The organism is Tepidisphaeraceae bacterium (assembly GCA_035998445.1).
Lineage (GTDB): Bacteria > Planctomycetota > Phycisphaerae > Tepidisphaerales > Tepidisphaeraceae > DASYHQ01.
This window is the reverse complement of the sequence record DASYHQ010000047.1, coordinates 1-16,522: the sequence shown is the minus strand read 5'-3', so window position 1 is coordinate 16,522 and position 16,522 is coordinate 1. Positions and strand designations below refer to the sequence as shown.

The 16,522-nt window shown below is 63.5% G+C and carries 12 protein-coding genes; 5 read left to right on the top strand and 7 right to left on the bottom strand.

Going from position 1 to position 16,522, the window contains the following annotated elements:
- Positions 1-175 precede the first annotated feature (175 nt).
- The 6 genes from VGN72_17635 to VGN72_17610 form a co-directional block, all read right to left on the bottom strand.
- Positions 176-1,657 (bottom strand): radical SAM protein, encoded by a 1,482-nt coding sequence (locus VGN72_17635; GenBank protein ID HEV7301193.1) that lies wholly within the window; start codon positions 1,655-1,657, stop codon positions 176-178.
- Between the two features lie 236 nt (positions 1,658-1,893).
- On the bottom strand, positions 1,894-2,280 hold the full coding sequence (locus VGN72_17630; GenBank protein HEV7301192.1) for a response regulator: 387 nt from the start codon (positions 2,278-2,280) through the stop codon (positions 1,894-1,896).
- Positions 2,281-2,406: 126 nt separating this feature from the next.
- Positions 2,407-3,168, bottom strand: a complete 762-nt coding sequence (locus tag VGN72_17625; GenBank protein HEV7301191.1) for an arginyltransferase — start codon at positions 3,166-3,168, stop codon at positions 2,407-2,409.
- A gap of 178 nt (positions 3,169-3,346) precedes the next feature.
- Positions 3,347-4,888 (bottom strand): proline--tRNA ligase, encoded by a 1,542-nt coding sequence (gene proS / locus VGN72_17620; GenBank protein ID HEV7301190.1) that lies wholly within the window; start codon positions 4,886-4,888, stop codon positions 3,347-3,349.
- 325 nt (positions 4,889-5,213) lie between these two features.
- Complete coding sequence (locus VGN72_17615) at positions 5,214-9,077, bottom strand: SEC-C metal-binding domain-containing protein (GenBank protein ID HEV7301189.1); 3,864 nt, start codon at positions 9,075-9,077, stop codon at positions 5,214-5,216.
- 109 nt (positions 9,078-9,186) lie between these two features.
- On the bottom strand, positions 9,187-9,486 hold the full coding sequence (locus tag VGN72_17610) for a hypothetical protein (GenBank protein HEV7301188.1): 300 nt from the start codon (positions 9,484-9,486) through the stop codon (positions 9,187-9,189).
- 332 nt (positions 9,487-9,818) lie between these two features.
- On the opposite strand from VGN72_17610, the gene VGN72_17605 reads away from it, so the two are divergent.
- The gene (locus VGN72_17605) at positions 9,819-10,682 is read left to right on the top strand and encodes a metallophosphoesterase (GenBank protein ID HEV7301187.1); all 864 of its coding nucleotides are present in this window, start codon (positions 9,819-9,821) and stop codon (positions 10,680-10,682) included.
- Positions 10,683-11,157: 475 nt separating this feature from the next.
- On the opposite strand, the gene VGN72_17600 is transcribed toward VGN72_17605, so the two are convergent.
- Positions 11,158-12,579 carry a tetratricopeptide repeat protein gene (locus tag VGN72_17600; protein ID HEV7301186.1) on the bottom strand — a complete coding sequence of 474 codons (1,422 nt, stop codon included), beginning with the start codon at positions 12,577-12,579 and terminating at the stop codon, positions 11,158-11,160.
- Between the two features lie 182 nt (positions 12,580-12,761).
- On the opposite strand from VGN72_17600, the gene def reads away from it, so the two are divergent.
- The 4 genes from def to VGN72_17580 all read left to right on the top strand — a co-directional run bounded on the left by def (position 12,762) and on the right by VGN72_17580 (position 15,587).
- Complete coding sequence (gene def, locus VGN72_17595; protein HEV7301185.1) at positions 12,762-13,292, top strand: peptide deformylase; 531 nt, start codon at positions 12,762-12,764, stop codon at positions 13,290-13,292.
- A 141-nt stretch (positions 13,293-13,433) separates the two neighbouring features.
- A complete protein-coding gene (gene fmt, locus VGN72_17590; GenBank protein HEV7301184.1) occupies positions 13,434-14,369 on the top strand; it encodes a methionyl-tRNA formyltransferase in 936 nt (311 codons plus the stop codon).
- Positions 14,370-14,889: 520 nt separating this feature from the next.
- A complete protein-coding gene (locus VGN72_17585) occupies positions 14,890-15,081 on the top strand; it encodes a hypothetical protein (GenBank protein ID HEV7301183.1) in 192 nt (63 codons plus the stop codon).
- 161 nt (positions 15,082-15,242) lie between these two features.
- The gene (locus tag VGN72_17580; GenBank protein ID HEV7301182.1) at positions 15,243-15,587 is read left to right on the top strand and encodes a hypothetical protein; all 345 of its coding nucleotides are present in this window, start codon (positions 15,243-15,245) and stop codon (positions 15,585-15,587) included.
- Positions 15,588-16,522: the final 935 nt, after the last annotated feature.

The following is a 16,522-nucleotide window of genomic DNA, read 5'->3' as shown; positions in this document are numbered from 1 at the left end:
TGAGGGCGCTGGATGCCACGGTTTGGTACTCCAAGCCGTGTCCTGCGTTTTCAGCACGGCTTGGAGTACCAAACGGTAACACCCAATCCAGTTTCTGAACTGGAAAGTGCATAGCACGCTCTAAGAGCACCTTCCGTGATATCTCGAGGCGCTGCTTCACGACACGCTTCAGCATCTACGCCGCTGCACTCGCGGACGGGCGCAGCCCATTCACCGTCAGCTCAACCGGTGCGACAGCGCGCTTGCGGCGTGGCAACAGGTCGCCGAGGTCGGCGTCGGTAATGTAGTTCAACGGGATGCCAAGCGCCTTCTGTTGCTGCACGTATTCGCATGGCCGGCCGGTGCAGTCGTTGAAGACCTTGCCGCTGAACAGCAGCTCCTTCACCTTATTGTACTTCGCGTTCTCCTGCAGCGGCCCATCGTTCACCGAACCCATGTCGGCGACGTCGTGCACCATGCAGCAGGGGCTGATCGACGCGTCACCATTCACGTAAAGCCCCTCGGCCCACGAGCAGCTCTGCAGTTCCTGCGCCGCTGGGTCGGCAACGCTGGTGGCGACCGGCACGGTCGAACCTGCGGTTGCCGCGACCCGCTGCGACGCTTCCATCACCCGGCGAAGGCCTTCGGGCACGAAGATCTTCACCTTCAGTTGCGCCGCCAGTTCCACCGACTCGCGCAGCAGGTCGGCGCAGGCCGGGTTGTCGGTGGCATGGCGGTTGTCGCTCTTGCGATCTTCCCAGCCGATCAGATCCTCGATGTTCACGCGACCCGCCCCCAACTCAGCGGCCATGCGCACGAACGCCGGCAGCTCGTGGATGTTGTCGGCCATCGCGACGATCGACAGCGACAACCACGGCAGCCCCGCGCCGGCGGCGCTCTTCAGTTGCTGCAGGCGCTCGACGTTCTTCAGCACGCGCCCGAGGTCCGCCCCGCGAATCTTTCGATACATCTCGGGCGTGGCGGCGTCCAGCGAGACGTTCAGCATCTGCACCGCGCCGGTCTCGACGAACAGCTTGGCGCGCGCCTCGGTCAGCGGGTGCCCGTTCGTGTAGATGTCCAGCCGGACATCGTGCTCCTTGCTGAACCGCACCACCCGCTCGATGTGCGGGTGCAGCAGCGGGTCGCTGTTGCCGGAACTGAGCGTGATGCCACTGATGGTCGGGGCGGCCAGCAGGATGCTCTCGAACGCCTCAACGGGCATCGCCTCAAACTTGTTCGGGTACTTCTCGTCCTGCACGCCGACGCACATGCGGCAATGCAGGTTGCACTTGCCCGACACGAACTCGAGGTTCAGAAATCGCGGCAGGAACAACAGCGGGCGGTAGTCGGCCGCCCAGGTGGTCTGTGGCAGCAGATCGATCAGCCGATGCTTGAGCGTCGTCAACTCGCCGTCGCGCAGCAGCTTGCCGCCGCTCAAAGTGGCCAGCAGGTTGTGGAAAACCAGCTGCTCGTGCGGCGCCAGGTCGCCCGCCTGACGCAGGATGCGCAGCGCCTCGTCGCGGCGACCCGCCATGATGTGCGTGACGGCCATGTCGCTCAGCGCCAGCCCCAGTTGCCCGCGCGCGCGCCGGTCGGCCGCGTCGCGCTGGCCTGAACAGGCGAGCGATTTGAACGACTCATCGTTGATTCCCACATCGTCCAGCGAAGGCATTGCCATAGTGTGTGCTCGCGCGTTGTACGTTCGCCTTGCACCCTGCGCGCGCAAACGCGCATTGATGCTTGTCCATGTCATCGGCTGAGAGGTCCGATTTACGTTAGTTTGCCCCGCGGGTATTCCCGCGGCGACCGCTACAGAAGGTCTATCGCGAGGCAGATCGAGCCATGACCTTGCCCGTAGGCATCGGGCCCCGTGAGCAGGCTGACGGATCAATAGACGCGGTCGTGGGAATGCTTCTAGTTCGGCTTGCCGCTGAGCATTTCCAGCAGCACGTCGAGGTTGAAGGGCTTGGCGAGAAACGAGACGGGTTGGCCGTGCAGGGCGCCGGCGCCGTACTCGCCGGAGATCGCGATCACGCGCTTGGGGCGGTGGCTTTCGGGGAGTTTCATCGCGTGGTGCAGCAGCTCGAAGCCGTCCATGACGGGCATGCGCAGGTCGGTCAGCAGCACGTCGAACCGCTGGGTGAGCAGGAACCCCAGCGCCTCTTCACCGTCGCGGGCGCTCTGCACGTCGGCGCCGGCCTGCCGGATGAGGCGAGTCATCGCGAGTCGGGTCGGGGCGTGATCTTCAACAACTAAGATCTTCAACTTCTTTACCGTAGAGTTAACGGCGTCCTGTGTCATGCTGATCCGCCGCCGATTGATCCCCGGAATGCGTAGCGGTCGTGACGAATCGCCGAAACGCGGCAACAACTTCGTTCGGACATCCGTAGGGAAAATAAGTAACCGCAACCGCGGTCAGGATCAACCTCAAGCCCGTCCCGGCGCCGCGTCACGCCACCGTCCATCTGCGCCCAGCAACTCCGCCGGCGCGTATGACATTTTGTAGTGCATTGTAGTGCATCCTGCAACCCAGTAGCCGAGGTAATAGTGTTGCACGTTGCGCTCGGCGGCCCACGCCAATTCGTACAGCGCGCCGTACGTGCCGAGCCCGCGGGCCGCGTGGCGCGGGTCGAAGTAGAAGTAGACGCTGCTGAGCGAGGCGTCGCTCACGTCGCAGATGCCGACTGCCATCAGCTGCCCCGCGGCGTCGCGGTAGGTGAACTCGCGCGTCTCGGTGCAGGGTTCGTACAGGAAGCGTTCGAGGTCCTCGCCCGTCGGTTCCTCGGTGGGTTGGCCGTGCCAGTCGAGCACGTACCGGCGGTACAAATCGAACTTCTCGTCGGTCAATTTTGGCACCGCCACCTCAACGCGCAGATCGGCGTTCCGCCGCCCGCAGCGCCGCTGCGACTTGCTGGGTTGGAAGCGCGCCACCGGCACGCGCAGCTGAATGCACAACCGGCACCCACGGCACACCGGCTGGTACAGCACCGTGCCGCTGCGACGGAAATTGGCATCCATGAACCGCCGGTATAGCTCCGGCGGCAACAAGTCGGCCCGGCAGCCGCGGTACTGCGCCATCCGGTCCGGCAGGTACGGACATTGGTGCTCCGGCAACAACGTCAGGCTCACGCGCACCGGCGGTGGAATGGAGGGATAGTCGCAGTACGAGATGGGCACGTCGGCGGACATTTTGTTTACGGTGACGTGGGGTGGGCGCATTGGGAATGACCAATACCCAAATCCGAATGACCAATGAATGCCCAATCACCAATGACCAAAGGGATGCAAGGTCATTGGTCATTGGTCATTCGTCATTGGGATTTGATTGGTCATTCGGGTTTGGGCATTGGTCATTGCGGACACCCGACTAATACGCCGTCGCGAACAGTACCTGCACGTTGGTCTCTTCACCGGTGAAGATGCACTTGCCGGTCTCGCCTGTCTGCTCGAGCGGCACGCAGCGGACGGTCGCCTTCGTTTCTTCCTTGATCTTCTGCTCCGCCTCGCGGCCGGGCTTGAAGAAGCAGCGGACGAAGCCACCCTTGCCCGCGATGATCGACTTCAGCTCGTCGTACGTGGTGGCCGTGTGCGTGTTGGCATCGCGGAACGCCTTGGCGCGGCCGAACAACTTCGTGTGCATGTCGGCCAGCAAACCGCGCAGCCAGTCGGGCGAGACATCGGTGAGATTCGTGATGGCTTTCGAGCGGTCCAGCCGATGCTTCAGCACGAACACGCCCCCCGCCACGTCGCGCGGGCCAACCTCCATGCGGAACGGCACGCCGCGCTGTTCCCAGTGGTACTGCTTGTCGCCGGGCCGTGCATCGCGCCAGTCGACGACGATCTTCTGGCCGGTCACCTTGTCGAAGAAGTAGCTGGCGATGTCCGAACTGGCCCGCTTCTTCGCGGCCTCCACCTCGGTCTGGCCGACGAGTTCGACCAGGATCTTGTCGATAAAGCCGGCCACGGTCTCGCGTTCTTCCGGCGTCTTGAAGATCGGCACGATCGCCGCCACGTTCGGCGCGGCATGCGGCGGGATGATGAGGCCCTCGTCGTCGCTGTGCGCCATGATCATCGCGCCGATCAAACGCGTGCTAACGCCCCAACTGGTCGTGTGGCAGTGCGCCTGCTGCTGATCGCGCCCGAGGTACTTGATGTCGAACGCCTTGGCGAAGTTCTGACCAAGGTTATGGCTGGTGCCGGCCTGCAGGGCCTTGCCGTCCTGCATGAGGGCTTCGATGGCGTACGTCGTGTCGGCGCCGGGGAACTTCTCGCTCTCGGTCTTGTAGCCCTTGATGACCGGGATGGCCAAAAAGTCTTCGGCGAAGCGCTCGTACACGTCGAGCATGCGCAGCGTCTCCTCCTGCGCCTGCTCGCCGGTCTCGTGGGCGGTGTGCCCTTCCTGCCACAAAAACTCGGCCGTGCGCAGGAACAGGCGCGTGCGCAGTTCCCACCGCATCACGTTGCACCACTGGTTGATCAGCACGGGCAGGTCGCGGTAGCTCTGGATCCACTGCGCGTACATGTGGCCGATGATCGTCTCGCTCGTCGGCCGCACGACCAATGGTTCTTCCAACTCGCCGGCCGGGCGCAACGTGCCGGGCTTGTCCGGGTCCTTTTCAAGCTTCGAGTGCGTGACGACCGCGCACTCCATCGCGAACCCCTCGACGTGCTGCGCCTCCTTGGCCAGGAACGACTGCGGTATCAGCAGCGGGAAGTACGCGTTGACGTGGCCGGTCTCCTTGAACCGCCGATCGAGGTCGCGCTGAATGGCCTCCCAGACGGCGAACCCTTCCGGCCGAATGACCATGCACCCACGCACCGGCGAATAATCCGCCAGCTGCGCGGCCTTGATCACGTCGAGGTACCACTGCGCGTAGTCTTCACTGCGAGGCTTGATGTTCTTGGCCATAAGGCGAGGGATGATACACGCAGCGGGCGATTCACGCAGCAGGTCAGCTGTTGGCCTCTCAGTGAGCCGCGCGGCGTGCGGGCACAAGCATGGCCTGCGCAAGCACAATCGGTCATCCTGAGGTACTCCGAAGGATCTCCCCCCGCAATTGCCTTGAGAAGAAAGAGATCCTTCGGAGTACCTCAGGATGAAGGGTGTCGCCTTTGGAAACGCTGGACGACCCGGGGGATCTCGCAAGGCCGAGAATCGCTCGGACGTTCGAGATCCCTCAGGTCGGCAAGCCTCCCATCGGGATGACACGGGTGCGCCGCGCCAGCGTTGCGCATTACGCCGCGTGCTCACCGCAGCACTTCTTGTACTTCTTGCCACTACCGCACGGGCAGGGATCGTTGCGGCCGACCTTGGGCTCGTCGCGGACGATGGTTTTTACCACGGTCGCGCCACCGCTGGCGCTGCCTTCCGCGTACTCGCCACTGCCCTCGGCCAGCACCGCGGGCGCTTCTGCCGTCGCGGTGGCGGCGAGGGATTCGGTCACGCCGTAGTTATCGCCTTCCTGGTGCACGGCGGCGGTCTCGCGGTACGCATTGCGCGGTTGGGCCTGCTCGGCTGGTGAACCACCGACACGGGCGCGGAAGATCAGGTCGGTGACCTTGTCGCGGATGCTCGCCATCATCTCTTCGAAGTAACGGAAGCCTTCCTTCTTGAAGAGCACGCGCGGGTCCTTCTCGGCGAACGCGTGCAGGCCGATGCCGCTCTTGAGCGTGTCCATCGCGTACAGGTGGTCCTTCCACATCTGGTCGAAGATCTGGATGAGGACGAACTGTTCCAGCCGCGTCAGCTCGCCGCGCAGGAAGCCGCGCGCCTTCGACATCAAGATCTCGCGCGGGCTGATCTGCCCGTCGTGGTCCGTGTCCTTCGGCAAATCGCCGCGACGCCCCTTGGCGGTGCTCATGGCCACCTTCGGGTCCAGGTCCTTCTCGGTCAAACCCAGGCCGAAGCGGTCGTTGAACGCGTGGATGAGCGCGGCCTTCTCCGGGTGCACCTTCACCATCGCGTCGATCTCCGCCTCCAGCTTACCGTCATGCAGGTACTGCTCCTGATAGCCGATCAGCTCGTCGCGCAGCTGGCGGATCGGCGCGGTGCGCAGGTACTCCTGGTCCAGCAGTTGGCCGAACTTGGCACGGATCCAGCCGCGCAGGAAGTCGGCGGCGTAGGGATTGTCGATCGTGGCGACGTTCTGGCCCTGCGTGACGTAGGTCAGGATCTCGTCAACCGGATATTCCACCTCGCGGCGGGTGTAGGCGGCGCGGGCGCGTCCCTCGATCAGTTCGACGATCGTGTCTGCGTCCTTCGGGCGGTTATCGCGCGTGTCGGCGATCAGCTCGTCGGCGGTCAGTTCGATCGCGAACTTCTCGCGGGCCCACTCGGCCAGCTCGTTCTCGGCGAACTTCGGTTCCAGGTAGCGCGACAGGCCCTCCATCTCGCGTTTGTCGATCTGCGCGATCGCCGCGTCGCGCACGGTGTCCTCCAGCTCGCGCAGCGTCATCTTGCGGATGTTCGCCTGCGTCATGGTGATGCCGTAGCCGACGTTGATCGCCTGCTGCAGGCCCTTCAGGTCCCAGGTGCCCGCGTCGTTCGCATCTTCACCCGTGTACTCGCCGAGCAGCACGGGGATGTTCGTCTCCGCCTCGCTGCGGGCCTTATCGCGAATGAATTCCTCGATGTCGGCCAGGTTGCGGTTGCCGCGCAGGTCTTCCACGTCGACGACCACGTCGACGTTCACGCGGGCCCACTCAGAGATCTGGCCAGCCACGTAGTCGCGGGTGATGTACTTGTCGACCGCGTCGCGAATGGCGTCACCGATCATGCCCCAGATGACGCCGTCGACGTCGCGCCCTTCCAGCACGCGCTGCCGCATGCCGTAGAAGCTGTTGCGCTGGTGGTCGTTCACCTCGTCGTACTCCAGCAGGTTCTTCCGGCCGAGGTAGTTGCGCTCCTCGACCTTCTTCTGCGCGCGGATGATGCCGTTCGTGATCGACTTGTGCTCGATCGCGACGTTCTCCTCCATGCCGACCCAGCCGAGCATCTTCATGGTCCAGTCGCCCATGAACATCTTCATCAGGTCGTCCTGCAGCGACACGTAGAACCGGCTGGAACCGGGGTCGCCCTGGCGGCCCGACCGGCCGCGCAGCTGGTTGTCGATGCGGCGGCTGGTGTGGCGCTCGGTGCCGATTACATGCAAGCCACCGGCGGTGTGCGACTGCGGTAACAGCTTGATGTCCGTGCCACGACCGGCCATGTTCGTGGCGATCGTCACGCGGCCCACCGTCTCGCCGTGCGCGTTGACGATCTGCTGGCCGGCTTCTGCGATGATCTGCGCCTCGCGCTCGTGGTACTTGGCGTTGAGCACGTTGTGGTCGATGCCGTGCTTGCGCTTCAACATCACCGAGAGCATCTCGCTCTTCTCCACGCTCGTCGTGCCCACCAGCACCGGCCGGCCCTTCTGCGACTCCTCGCGGATTTCGTCGATGATCGCGTTCCACTTCTCCGCCTCGGTGCGGTAGACGCGGTCCTCTTCGTCAAGGCGCACGCGCGGGCGGTTCGTGGGGATGGTGACCACTTCCAGCTTGTAGATCTTCTGGAACTCCTCGGCCTCGGTCTGGGCAGTGCCGGTCATGCCGGCCAGGCTCTTGTAGAGCTTGAAGAAGTTCTGCAGCGTGATCGTCGCCAGCGTCTGCGTCTCCTGCTTGATCGTGACGCGCTCCTTGGCCTCCACCGCCTGGTGCAGCCCGTCCGACCACTGCCGCCCGACCATCTTGCGGCCGGTGTACTCGTCGACGATCACCACTTCCATGTCGCCCGTGCGCGGGTTGCGCTCGACGACGTAATCCTTGTCCTTCTCGTACACCACGTGGGCGCGCAGCGCCTGCTCCATGAGGTGCGGCCACTCCATGTTGTTGCCGACGTAGAACGACCCCACGCCCGCGGCCTCCTGGGCGGCGGCGATGCCGTCGTGGGTGAGGTGGACGCTCTTGCGGTCCAACTCGACCTCGTAGTACTGCGTCAGGCCGACCTTCTTCTCCTCGGCCTCTTCCAATTGCTTCTCGGCGGTAGCCTTTCGCTGGCGCGCGGCCTCCTTGGCGGCCTTGTCCTTGGCCTTCTCCTCGTCACCCTCGGCGGCCTTGATCCCGCGCTTGGCGGCGTCCACCTGACGATCGATCGCGACCCACGGCTTGGCCAGTTCGAGGATCTGCCGCGCCACGGCGTCGGCGGCGCGGTACTTCGGGGCGTCGTCGTGGGCGGCGCCGCTGATGATCAACGGCGTCTTCGCCTCGTCGATCAGCGCGCTGTCGACCTCGTCGACGATCGCGTAGTCCAACGGGCCCTGCACCTGGGCCTGCACGCTCTCCTTCATGTTGTCGCGCAGGTAATCGAAGCCGAACTCGCTGTTCGTGCCGTACGTGACGTCCGCCTCGTACATCTGCCGACGGTTGGGGCCACCCGGTTCCATGTCGCTCTGGATGAAGCCGACCGTAAAGCCGAGGTTCTCAAACGCCGGCCGAACCCAGGTCGCGTCGCGGCGGACGAGGTAATCGTTCACCGTCACCACGTGCGCGTGGTTGCCCTCCATCACCCGCATGAAGCAGGCCAGCGGCGCGACGAACGTCTTACCTTCACCCGTCGCCATTTCGGCGATCTTGCCCTCGTACAGCACGAGCCCACCGATCAACTGCACGTCAAAGCACCGCGCACGGAAAGGCGGGCGGCTGTCGGGGTACATCTTCCGCACGCCCTCGTACACCTCGACCGGAATCGTCACCCGCTGCCACGGTTCGCCGGTGGCAATCATGTGCCGCTGAACGCTGTCGTAGGCCTCGAGCGTCTTGTCGTCGAACTTATCGGGGTCGAAATTCAGGTCGGGGTTGAAGATCTCGCGAATGCCGATGTGGCGGTCCATCGACTCGCGCATGATCGCCAAGCACTCAGGCAGCACGCCGTACGACTCCAGCTTGCCGGCGACCAGGCCGGCGCGAATCTCATGGGCCCGGGCGCGCAGCTGCGCGTCGGTCATCACCTGCATCTGCGGTTCGAGCGCGTTGATCTGGGCGACGATCTTGCGGTAACGCTTCAGCAAACGGTCGTTGCGGCTGCCGAACACTTTGGTCAGGACCTTCTGAACGCTGGACATGGGAACTCCGGGAATGGCGGATGGCGGACTTCAAATCTGCGGAATGGAAAGGCGATGTTGCGCGCAAGCAACTGCGCCCGCGCAACGATCAGATTACGGAGACTGGGATTCAGCAGGTGGGCGGTGGCAGGCGATACTGAAACGGTGAACTTGGCCGGCGAACCGGCTCGACCGCGGTTGGGACGGTCGGCTTAAACGCGGCAACCGCGCTCGTCGGCGCGTCCTGCGTCCGGTAGACGATCGCGACGGGAACCACCCGGCGAACGCGGGCGGTCAACCGATCGATGATCCGCGCGGCCGTCTGCTCCATCACCGCCGGCCTGAGCGACGGCGCAGCAACGGCGGCGCGATCGGCGAACAGCGCCGTCACGAGCACGAGGGCCGCAATCAGGTGGCGTGGATTGGACATCGGACCTTAATCAGTATGACATTCGGGGTGGCAGGGTCAAGCAAAGGCGAGGGATTCCTGGGAACACCCTGACGGGCCACAGACAGACTCCACCAACGCGAATCATGTCATCCCGAGGGGAGCGGTAGCGACCCGAGGGATCTCAAATGTCAGGCAATTTTACGGTAGTGGGAGATCCCTCAGGTCGCTACCGCTCCCATTCGGGATGACAACGGTGTGCGCTGGAACGTCACAAAGAAAAAACACCGTTCGTACGCTCGGCGATGATCTGCGCTTCGCACTTCTACCTGCCCACTTTCCCTAACGCCCGATAACTGGTGTAAACTACCCATATGGATCTATCCGCCGACACCGTAGCTGAGACGTTTGCTTGCGCGACCGAGGAGAACCAGATCGACGCGCTGCGGGTCGAGCAGGTCGTCCACCTTCCGGCCGAGGGGGAGGTCTGGATGACCGGGGACATCCACGATCATCGCCGAAACTGGGAAAAGCTGATCAAGTACGCCGACCTGGCCAACAACCCCCAGCGGCACCTCGTGCTGCACGAGCTGATCCACGGCGACCACTACGACGCCGCCGGCGCCGAGGACAGCTGGCAGATGGTCTACGAGGCCGCCAAGCTCAAGTGTGACTTCCCGTCGCAGATCCACTTCCTGCTCGCCAACCACGACCTGGCGCAGATCTATGGTGAAGGCATCATGAAGTCGGGAATCAGCGTCTGCGAGGCGTTCAACGCCGGCGTCATCCGCGACTTCCCGCAGGGTGGCATGTCGGTCACGGTGGCGATCACCGAATTCCTGCTGTCGCTCCCGCTGGCGATCAAGACGGCCAATGGCCTGCTGTTCACGCACAGCCTGCCGACCGATGAACAGATCGCCAAGTATGACTACACCGTCTTCAACCGCCCCTTGAGCGGCCCGGATTACAAGCGGCGCGTCGGTCCGGTTTATCAACTGATCTGGGGCCGTCACATGACGCCCGCCGGTGTAGATATATTCGCGGAGCAAATGGGGGCGAAGCTGATCGTTACCGGGCACCAACCGCAGGAGATGGGGTACGCGGTGAACGGCGACAAGCACCTGATCATCGCGTCCGACCACAACCACGGCGTCTATTTGCCGTTGAATTTGGCGGCGGAGTACACGATGGATGACTTGGTCGAACGGCTGGTGAAGTTCGTGGGGCTGGAGCTGTGAAGCGGACGCAAGGTCGCGGGAAGCCGCGGAAAGAACGAGCGATCTCCCCCTCTCCCTCCGGGAGAGGGCAGGGGTGAGGGCCCGACGGTGCGGATCGCCCATCCCTCGCAGCAAGCATCATCTTTCGCTTGCGGTTTCGCAGCCGGAGATTCTCCGGACTACAAAAATGCAAGCGATTTCCTTGAATCGATGGGAACCCTTAGCTCGTCCGTGTACCGCGCCCTCACCCGAGCCACTGTCTGACGGATCAACGTGGGTGCCCTTGCGCCTGATTGTCATCCCGAAGGGAGCCTAAGGCGACCTGCGGGATCTCGAAGGACGAGCGATTCACGCCAGTGGGAGATCCCTCAGGTCGCCTTAGGCTCCCTTCGGGATGACATGGGTTCGCCAGCGCGCGATCCGCCAGACGGTGCCTAACCCTCTCCCGGCGAAAGAGGGGAGCGGAGCGTCCTAGCGAATTCGGATTTCGGGAAGCCTAAGTCGTCCCCGCCGCCGCAGCGCGAAGCCTCTTGATCCGCGACTGCACATCGCGGAAGTTGAAGTTCCACTGGGCGACCTGGCTGAACGCCTTGATCGCGCCGGCGGTGTCCTTACGGGCTTCCAGCGCTCGGCCGTACCAGTAGTGCATGTCAATCGAGCGGGCGTCGCCCTTCAGCTGGTACTCGCCGATGACCGACGACAGCGTGTCGACCGCCTCATCGACGAACTGGGCATCCAGGAATGCACGGCCAAGCAGAATGCCGGCTTCCGTGCGGAACTTCGGATCGTTACGCACCTGCTGGAAGACGGGAATCGCCTCGTCGAACTGGCCGAGCAGGAACATGCGTTTGGCGACGTCGAAGCGGATTCCGCTGTCGGTGGGGTAGTTTTCCGCCCACAGCTGGTACTCCTTCAGCTCCTCGATCGTCTTCTCGCGGAAGAACTCCTCGTAGCGCTTGCGGGCGGCGGGGTCGGTTTTGGCCTTCTCGTACTCGGCCCGCTCGCTGCGATCCATGCGCGCCCACTGCGCCAGGCGGATGCGGCCGATGTTCTGGCGGAAGCGGAACTGCCCGGTGCGGGCATGCGCGTCCTCCAGCAATTCGACGGCGCGGTTCTCGTGCTGCGGGTCCTCGGTCTTCACCAGGATGTCGACCAGCTTCATCAGCTTGCCGACCTCTTCCGGCTCGGCGGCGAGCTCGCGCTCGGCACCGGCGATCATGCGGCCGACGGCGTCCAGATCCTGCACGCCCTTGTCGGCGTCCAGGTGCGACTGTTGCGCGTTCATGTCGCGCACGCTGTCGCGGAAGCTGCGCGACGAGCCATACTTGCCCTCGTCCATCGTCAGCATGGCCGCCAGGTGCTTCACCTCGGTGTGCAGGTCCATGTCGTCGGGCTTCATCAGGGCGGCATAATGGGCGGCGTCGACCGCGTGCTTCCACTGGTGCAGGCCCTTGTAGACGTCCTTCAGGATGATGAACTTGTTGAAGTCCGGCTTCTTGCTGTCGGCGTTGGCCTTCTGCAGGATGGGGCCCAGCCACATGACGGTGTCGTAGAACCCGCCCCGCTGCGCGTTCTGCAGCATGAGGATCATGTCGTCGGTGTTGCCGGGGTCGTACGCCAGCAGCTTCTCGGCGTTCAGCATGTTCGCCTTGTCGTCGCTGGTCGGACGAGCCAGCTTCCACCGTTCCGTCATCCCCAAGCCCTTGCCGCCCGAGGCCTTGCGCTTCAGCGAGAAGTCGCGCAGCGTCCCGTGTGCCTCGACCGCGTCGGGGTCGATCGCCAGCCCCTGCAGGTACATCTCAATGGCGTACTCGTAGTTGCCCGTGCCGGCAACGGTGTTGCCGCGGTCGAAGAAGACCTTGGCCTTCTTACGATCCTCTTCGGGAATTTCCTTGTACCCTTCGGGAAGCTGAGCCACCGTTCACATCCTGACTAACAAGCACTTGCGACCACGATATGCCGAACGCCACCAAACGACGGCGTTCGCGTCTTCACCTAAATAGTAGGTTCCCCGTAAGACAGTTTTCTAATCGACGCGACGACGCACTGTCAAATCGTAATGGTATAACTAAAATCATTTCTGACGCCCATACCTAACCTATGTACGACCACCTGACGATCATCAAGTACCCCGACCCCCGCCTGAAGCGCATCGCCAAGCCGGTGCAGCAGTTCGACGACGACTTGCGAGCGCTTGTCGACCGCATGTTCACCTTGATGCGCGCCGCCAAGGGCGTGGGACTGGCCGCCCCGCAGGTGGGCGTGGACCTTCGGTTATTCGTCATGAACGCTACAGGCGAACCGGATGGCGACCGGGTCTACATCAACCCCGTGCTTTCGGAAGCCAGTGGCGCCGAAGAGGACGAGGAGGGCTGCCTGAGCCTGCCGACGATCTACATCCAGGTCGTGCGCGACGTCACGCTGCATATGGCCGCCCAGGATGCCGAAGGCAAACCCTTCGAGGAAGACGCCACCGGCTTCGTCGCCCGCGTCTGGCAACACGAAACCGACCACCTCAACGGCGTCATGCTCACCGACCGTATGGGTCCGGTTGCCAAACTCACATTTCGCAAGAAGCTGAAGGACATGGAGCAGGATTACGCGGAATTGACGAAGCAGACGCGGAAATAAACGGCCATACGGCGGCCGAGAACTCGTCATCCTGAGGTACGCTGAAGGATCTCCCCCGTACTTACGTTGGGAAGTAGGAGATCCTTCGGCGAACCTCAGGATGACGATCTGCAAATTTGTTCCGGCCCCTCTTAAGGACGCATGCCCCCACTGAAACTTATTTTCGCCGGCAGTGGTGAGTTCGGCCTGCCGACGCTGCAGCGGTTGACCGCCGACGGTCACGAGATCGTGCGCGTCTTCACTCAACCCGACCGCCCCGCCGGTCGGGGTCGCAAGCTGACGCCGACGCCCATCGGCGCCTTCGCGGCCGGCGCGGGCCTGCCGGTCGTCGCTACGCCGAACATCAACGCCGAGCAACCGGTTGAGTCCGACGCCATGGTCGTGATCGCGTTCGGCCAAAAGATCGGCGACCCCGTCATCCATCGCCCCCACCTGGGCAGCATGAATTTGCACGCCTCGCTATTGCCGAAGTACCGCGGCGCGGCTCCCATCCATTGGGCAATCCTGCGCGGCGAGACGATCACGGGCAACTCCGTCATCCGCCTGGCCCAGAAGATGGACGCCGGCGCCGTCCTCGGCCAATCGCACGTCACCATCGGCGACCTGGAGACCACCGGTGAACTGCACGACCGCCTGGCGATCGACGGCGCCCCGCTCGTCGCGCAAGTGTTAGCCGACCTTGCCACTGGCCGCACGACCGAGCAGGCCCAAGACGAGTCACTGGCCACGCTGGCGCCAAAGCTGTCTCGAGAATTGGCAAAGGTCGACTTCACCCAGCCCGCGGGTGAAGTCGCCCGCGCGATCCGCGGGCTCTATCCATGGCCAGGCTGTCGCGTGCAGTTGACCACTCGTGACGGCCAGCCCGGCGCCACAGTGACGCTCGTTCGCGCCCTGCCCCACGCCAGTGCGACCACGTCCGCCCCCGGCAACATCGACGGCCGCGGGCACATCACGACTGCCGACGGAACGATTGAGATCGTCGAACTGCAACCGCAAGGCAAGCGCCCGATGAAGCTGGCCGAGTTCCGCAACGGCTACGCTTGGGAAGCCGGCATGACGGTGACGGCCACCATCTAGCGGTCTGCGGTTCCTAACGAAAGTTCTGCAGTACGGGATGATCGCCAATCGCGGCGATCTAAGGCGGGAAAATCAATGTGCCCGACAGGGGTCGAACCTGTAACCTTCGGCTTCGGAGGCCAAAAAATCCGCTTGACAGCATCTCGATTCAGACCGGAAAAACAGCGTAATTCTAGATATGCATGTCACATCGCGGATACAGATAACCGCGATTAGCGGATACAAAAGCGGATACAGCCCGCCCGCCATCATAACGACAGGGTGTAATCTGAGCTGAGCACGCCGCGGATACAATAGCATCCGACTTTGGCTGAGTAATTCCTGCGGTCCTAGAGGTTGTTGTGCACTTTGATTCCAGTTGGCGAGTTGCGCCAGCATAACAATGGTGAAGGCGATCGGGTGTATGCCTTTCAGCGTCGACACCAGCCGCTCGCAGACTCTTGCCGGTCGACGGAACCGAGCGAGCAACGCGAGGCCGCGTTCCGCGACCCACCGACCCAGCAGTAGGATGAACCCAAGCTTGGCCTCCGGTAGTATCACGACCGACAACTCGATCCCCCGCTTGGCCGCCCGTTCCGAGCGGGCGTTGCGGTGCGGGCTCGATCCGCACGACGATCAGGCGCTTCGAGGGAAGCGTGAGCTTCACCTGTTCGCCCGAGCCAAGCTGCACGGTTTGCTCGTCGGAACGCGACCCTTCACCGAAATGGTATAGCTCGGCTTTGAAGGTGGTCGCGGAGTACCCGGCAACGAGGGCGGCGATGTCCTGCATGTCGACGAAGAGCAGCAGGCCGGCGTCATCCCAACCGACGCGCAGCTCTGCAGGACGCCGAACGGCACGAGCCGGGCGCGATTCACCGCGGCGACTCAATCGAGTTGTTTGTCGCGCCGCGCGTCGGCACGACCGAATACCTGCAGGTCCTGATCGCCCCCGGCATCGCCGGTTCCAAGGACGAGAAGCCACGGTCGCTGGTGGTGGGTCATGGCGGGTGGAAGGACAAGAAGGTCCAGCCCGCGATCTCCGGTGGCCCCGTCAAGGGGGGCTACCGCTTGGAGATCCGCATCCCCGTCGCAGAACTCGGCCTGAGGCTGGCGGACGGGACGGACTTGGCCTTCCAGTTCTTCACCAACGACCGTGACGTCCCCTTCACCCAAACCGGCGACTACGCTGAAAAGCGGCAAGTACCGCGTCCGCACGCTCGCCGGCGCCGATGCGGCTGAAACGCTCGGTGTTCGCCGATGGCCGGCCAGCCCGGCTTCGGTGGCACAGCGATGTCCTCTGGCATTGCACGATGGATGTGACCGGCCGGTACGTCGCGGTTGATACGACCCGCCCCTTTCGCGAGGAGCCGTACTCGGATGCGGAGTATCAGCGTCACACCGACCATTTTCGGCGACACGAACTACAAAGGAGCATGTATGGGCCGCGCGACCTGGCACCCAGGTGCGTCACGCCGTGATCTCGGCCTCGCGGGCCGTCCCGCGGCGGGGACAACGCACTCGCTATAGCGACGCGCTCGTGGTCAAGCTTTACCTCTGGTGCGTCTGGCACGACCGGCCGCTCGCCTGGGCTTACGATCCGCTGCACTGCAAACGCCCGGTTCCGCCCGACCACGCGGCAGAGCTACTCCCAGTTCTGCGTTCCGTATCGCGATGATGACGCACATCGGACACGTCGGCATTTCCATGCAACCCTCCGCTGAAGCCTGCGGGGCTCAAAGCGTACGCAACCGCGTAGGCAGAAGCGTCATGGAAAGACGCATGTATGGGCGGGACATCTTGTTGGCGCGAGCAGAATCCGCCGTCGCGCTAAATCCTCCACGGCAAGCTAGGGACACTAACTGCGCATGACGGGGCCGGCGTCACCGGTCTGCTCGCTGTCACGCGTGAGCTGCCCACCGCTGGTCTGCCAGCGTCGATGGGCCAGACGTTTCAGGTCACTTCTTCAGCTGGTCGTTGCGATCGCCCCACCACGAATAGAGAGATCCCGGCGGCCAGCGTAGTCTCGGGGAATAGCTTAGAGCCTGTTTCACAACCCGCTTCGGTAGTGGCGGAGGCGGGTGTAACAGAGCATCGCGGCGGTCAGGTCGTGGAACGCCTGGAAGTGCGCGTGGCACTTCTCGTAGCACAGTTTGATGCGCCGGCTGTGGCCGAAG

What these genes read in the sequence shown, in the direction of transcription:
- VGN72_17635 (HEV7301193.1), bottom strand. Translation starts at nt 1,657, where the DNA reads ATGGCAATGCCTTCGCTGGACGATGTGGGAATCAACGATGAGTCGTTC.
- VGN72_17630 (HEV7301192.1), bottom strand. Translation starts at nt 2,280, where the DNA reads ATGACACAGGACGCCGTTAACTCTACGGTAAAGAAGTTGAAGATCTTA.
- VGN72_17625 (HEV7301191.1), bottom strand. Translation starts at nt 3,168, where the DNA reads ATGTCCGCCGACGTGCCCATCTCGTACTGCGACTATCCCTCCATTCCA.
- proS (HEV7301190.1), bottom strand. Translation starts at nt 4,888, where the DNA reads ATGGCCAAGAACATCAAGCCTCGCAGTGAAGACTACGCGCAGTGGTAC.
- VGN72_17615 (HEV7301189.1), bottom strand. Translation starts at nt 9,077, where the DNA reads ATGTCCAGCGTTCAGAAGGTCCTGACCAAAGTGTTCGGCAGCCGCAAC.
- VGN72_17610 (HEV7301188.1), bottom strand. Translation starts at nt 9,486, where the DNA reads ATGTCCAATCCACGCCACCTGATTGCGGCCCTCGTGCTCGTGACGGCG.
- VGN72_17605 (HEV7301187.1), top strand. Translation starts at nt 9,819, where the DNA reads ATGGATCTATCCGCCGACACCGTAGCTGAGACGTTTGCTTGCGCGACC.
- def (HEV7301185.1), top strand. Translation starts at nt 12,762, where the DNA reads ATGTACGACCACCTGACGATCATCAAGTACCCCGACCCCCGCCTGAAG.
- fmt (HEV7301184.1), top strand. Translation starts at nt 13,434, where the DNA reads ATGCCCCCACTGAAACTTATTTTCGCCGGCAGTGGTGAGTTCGGCCTG.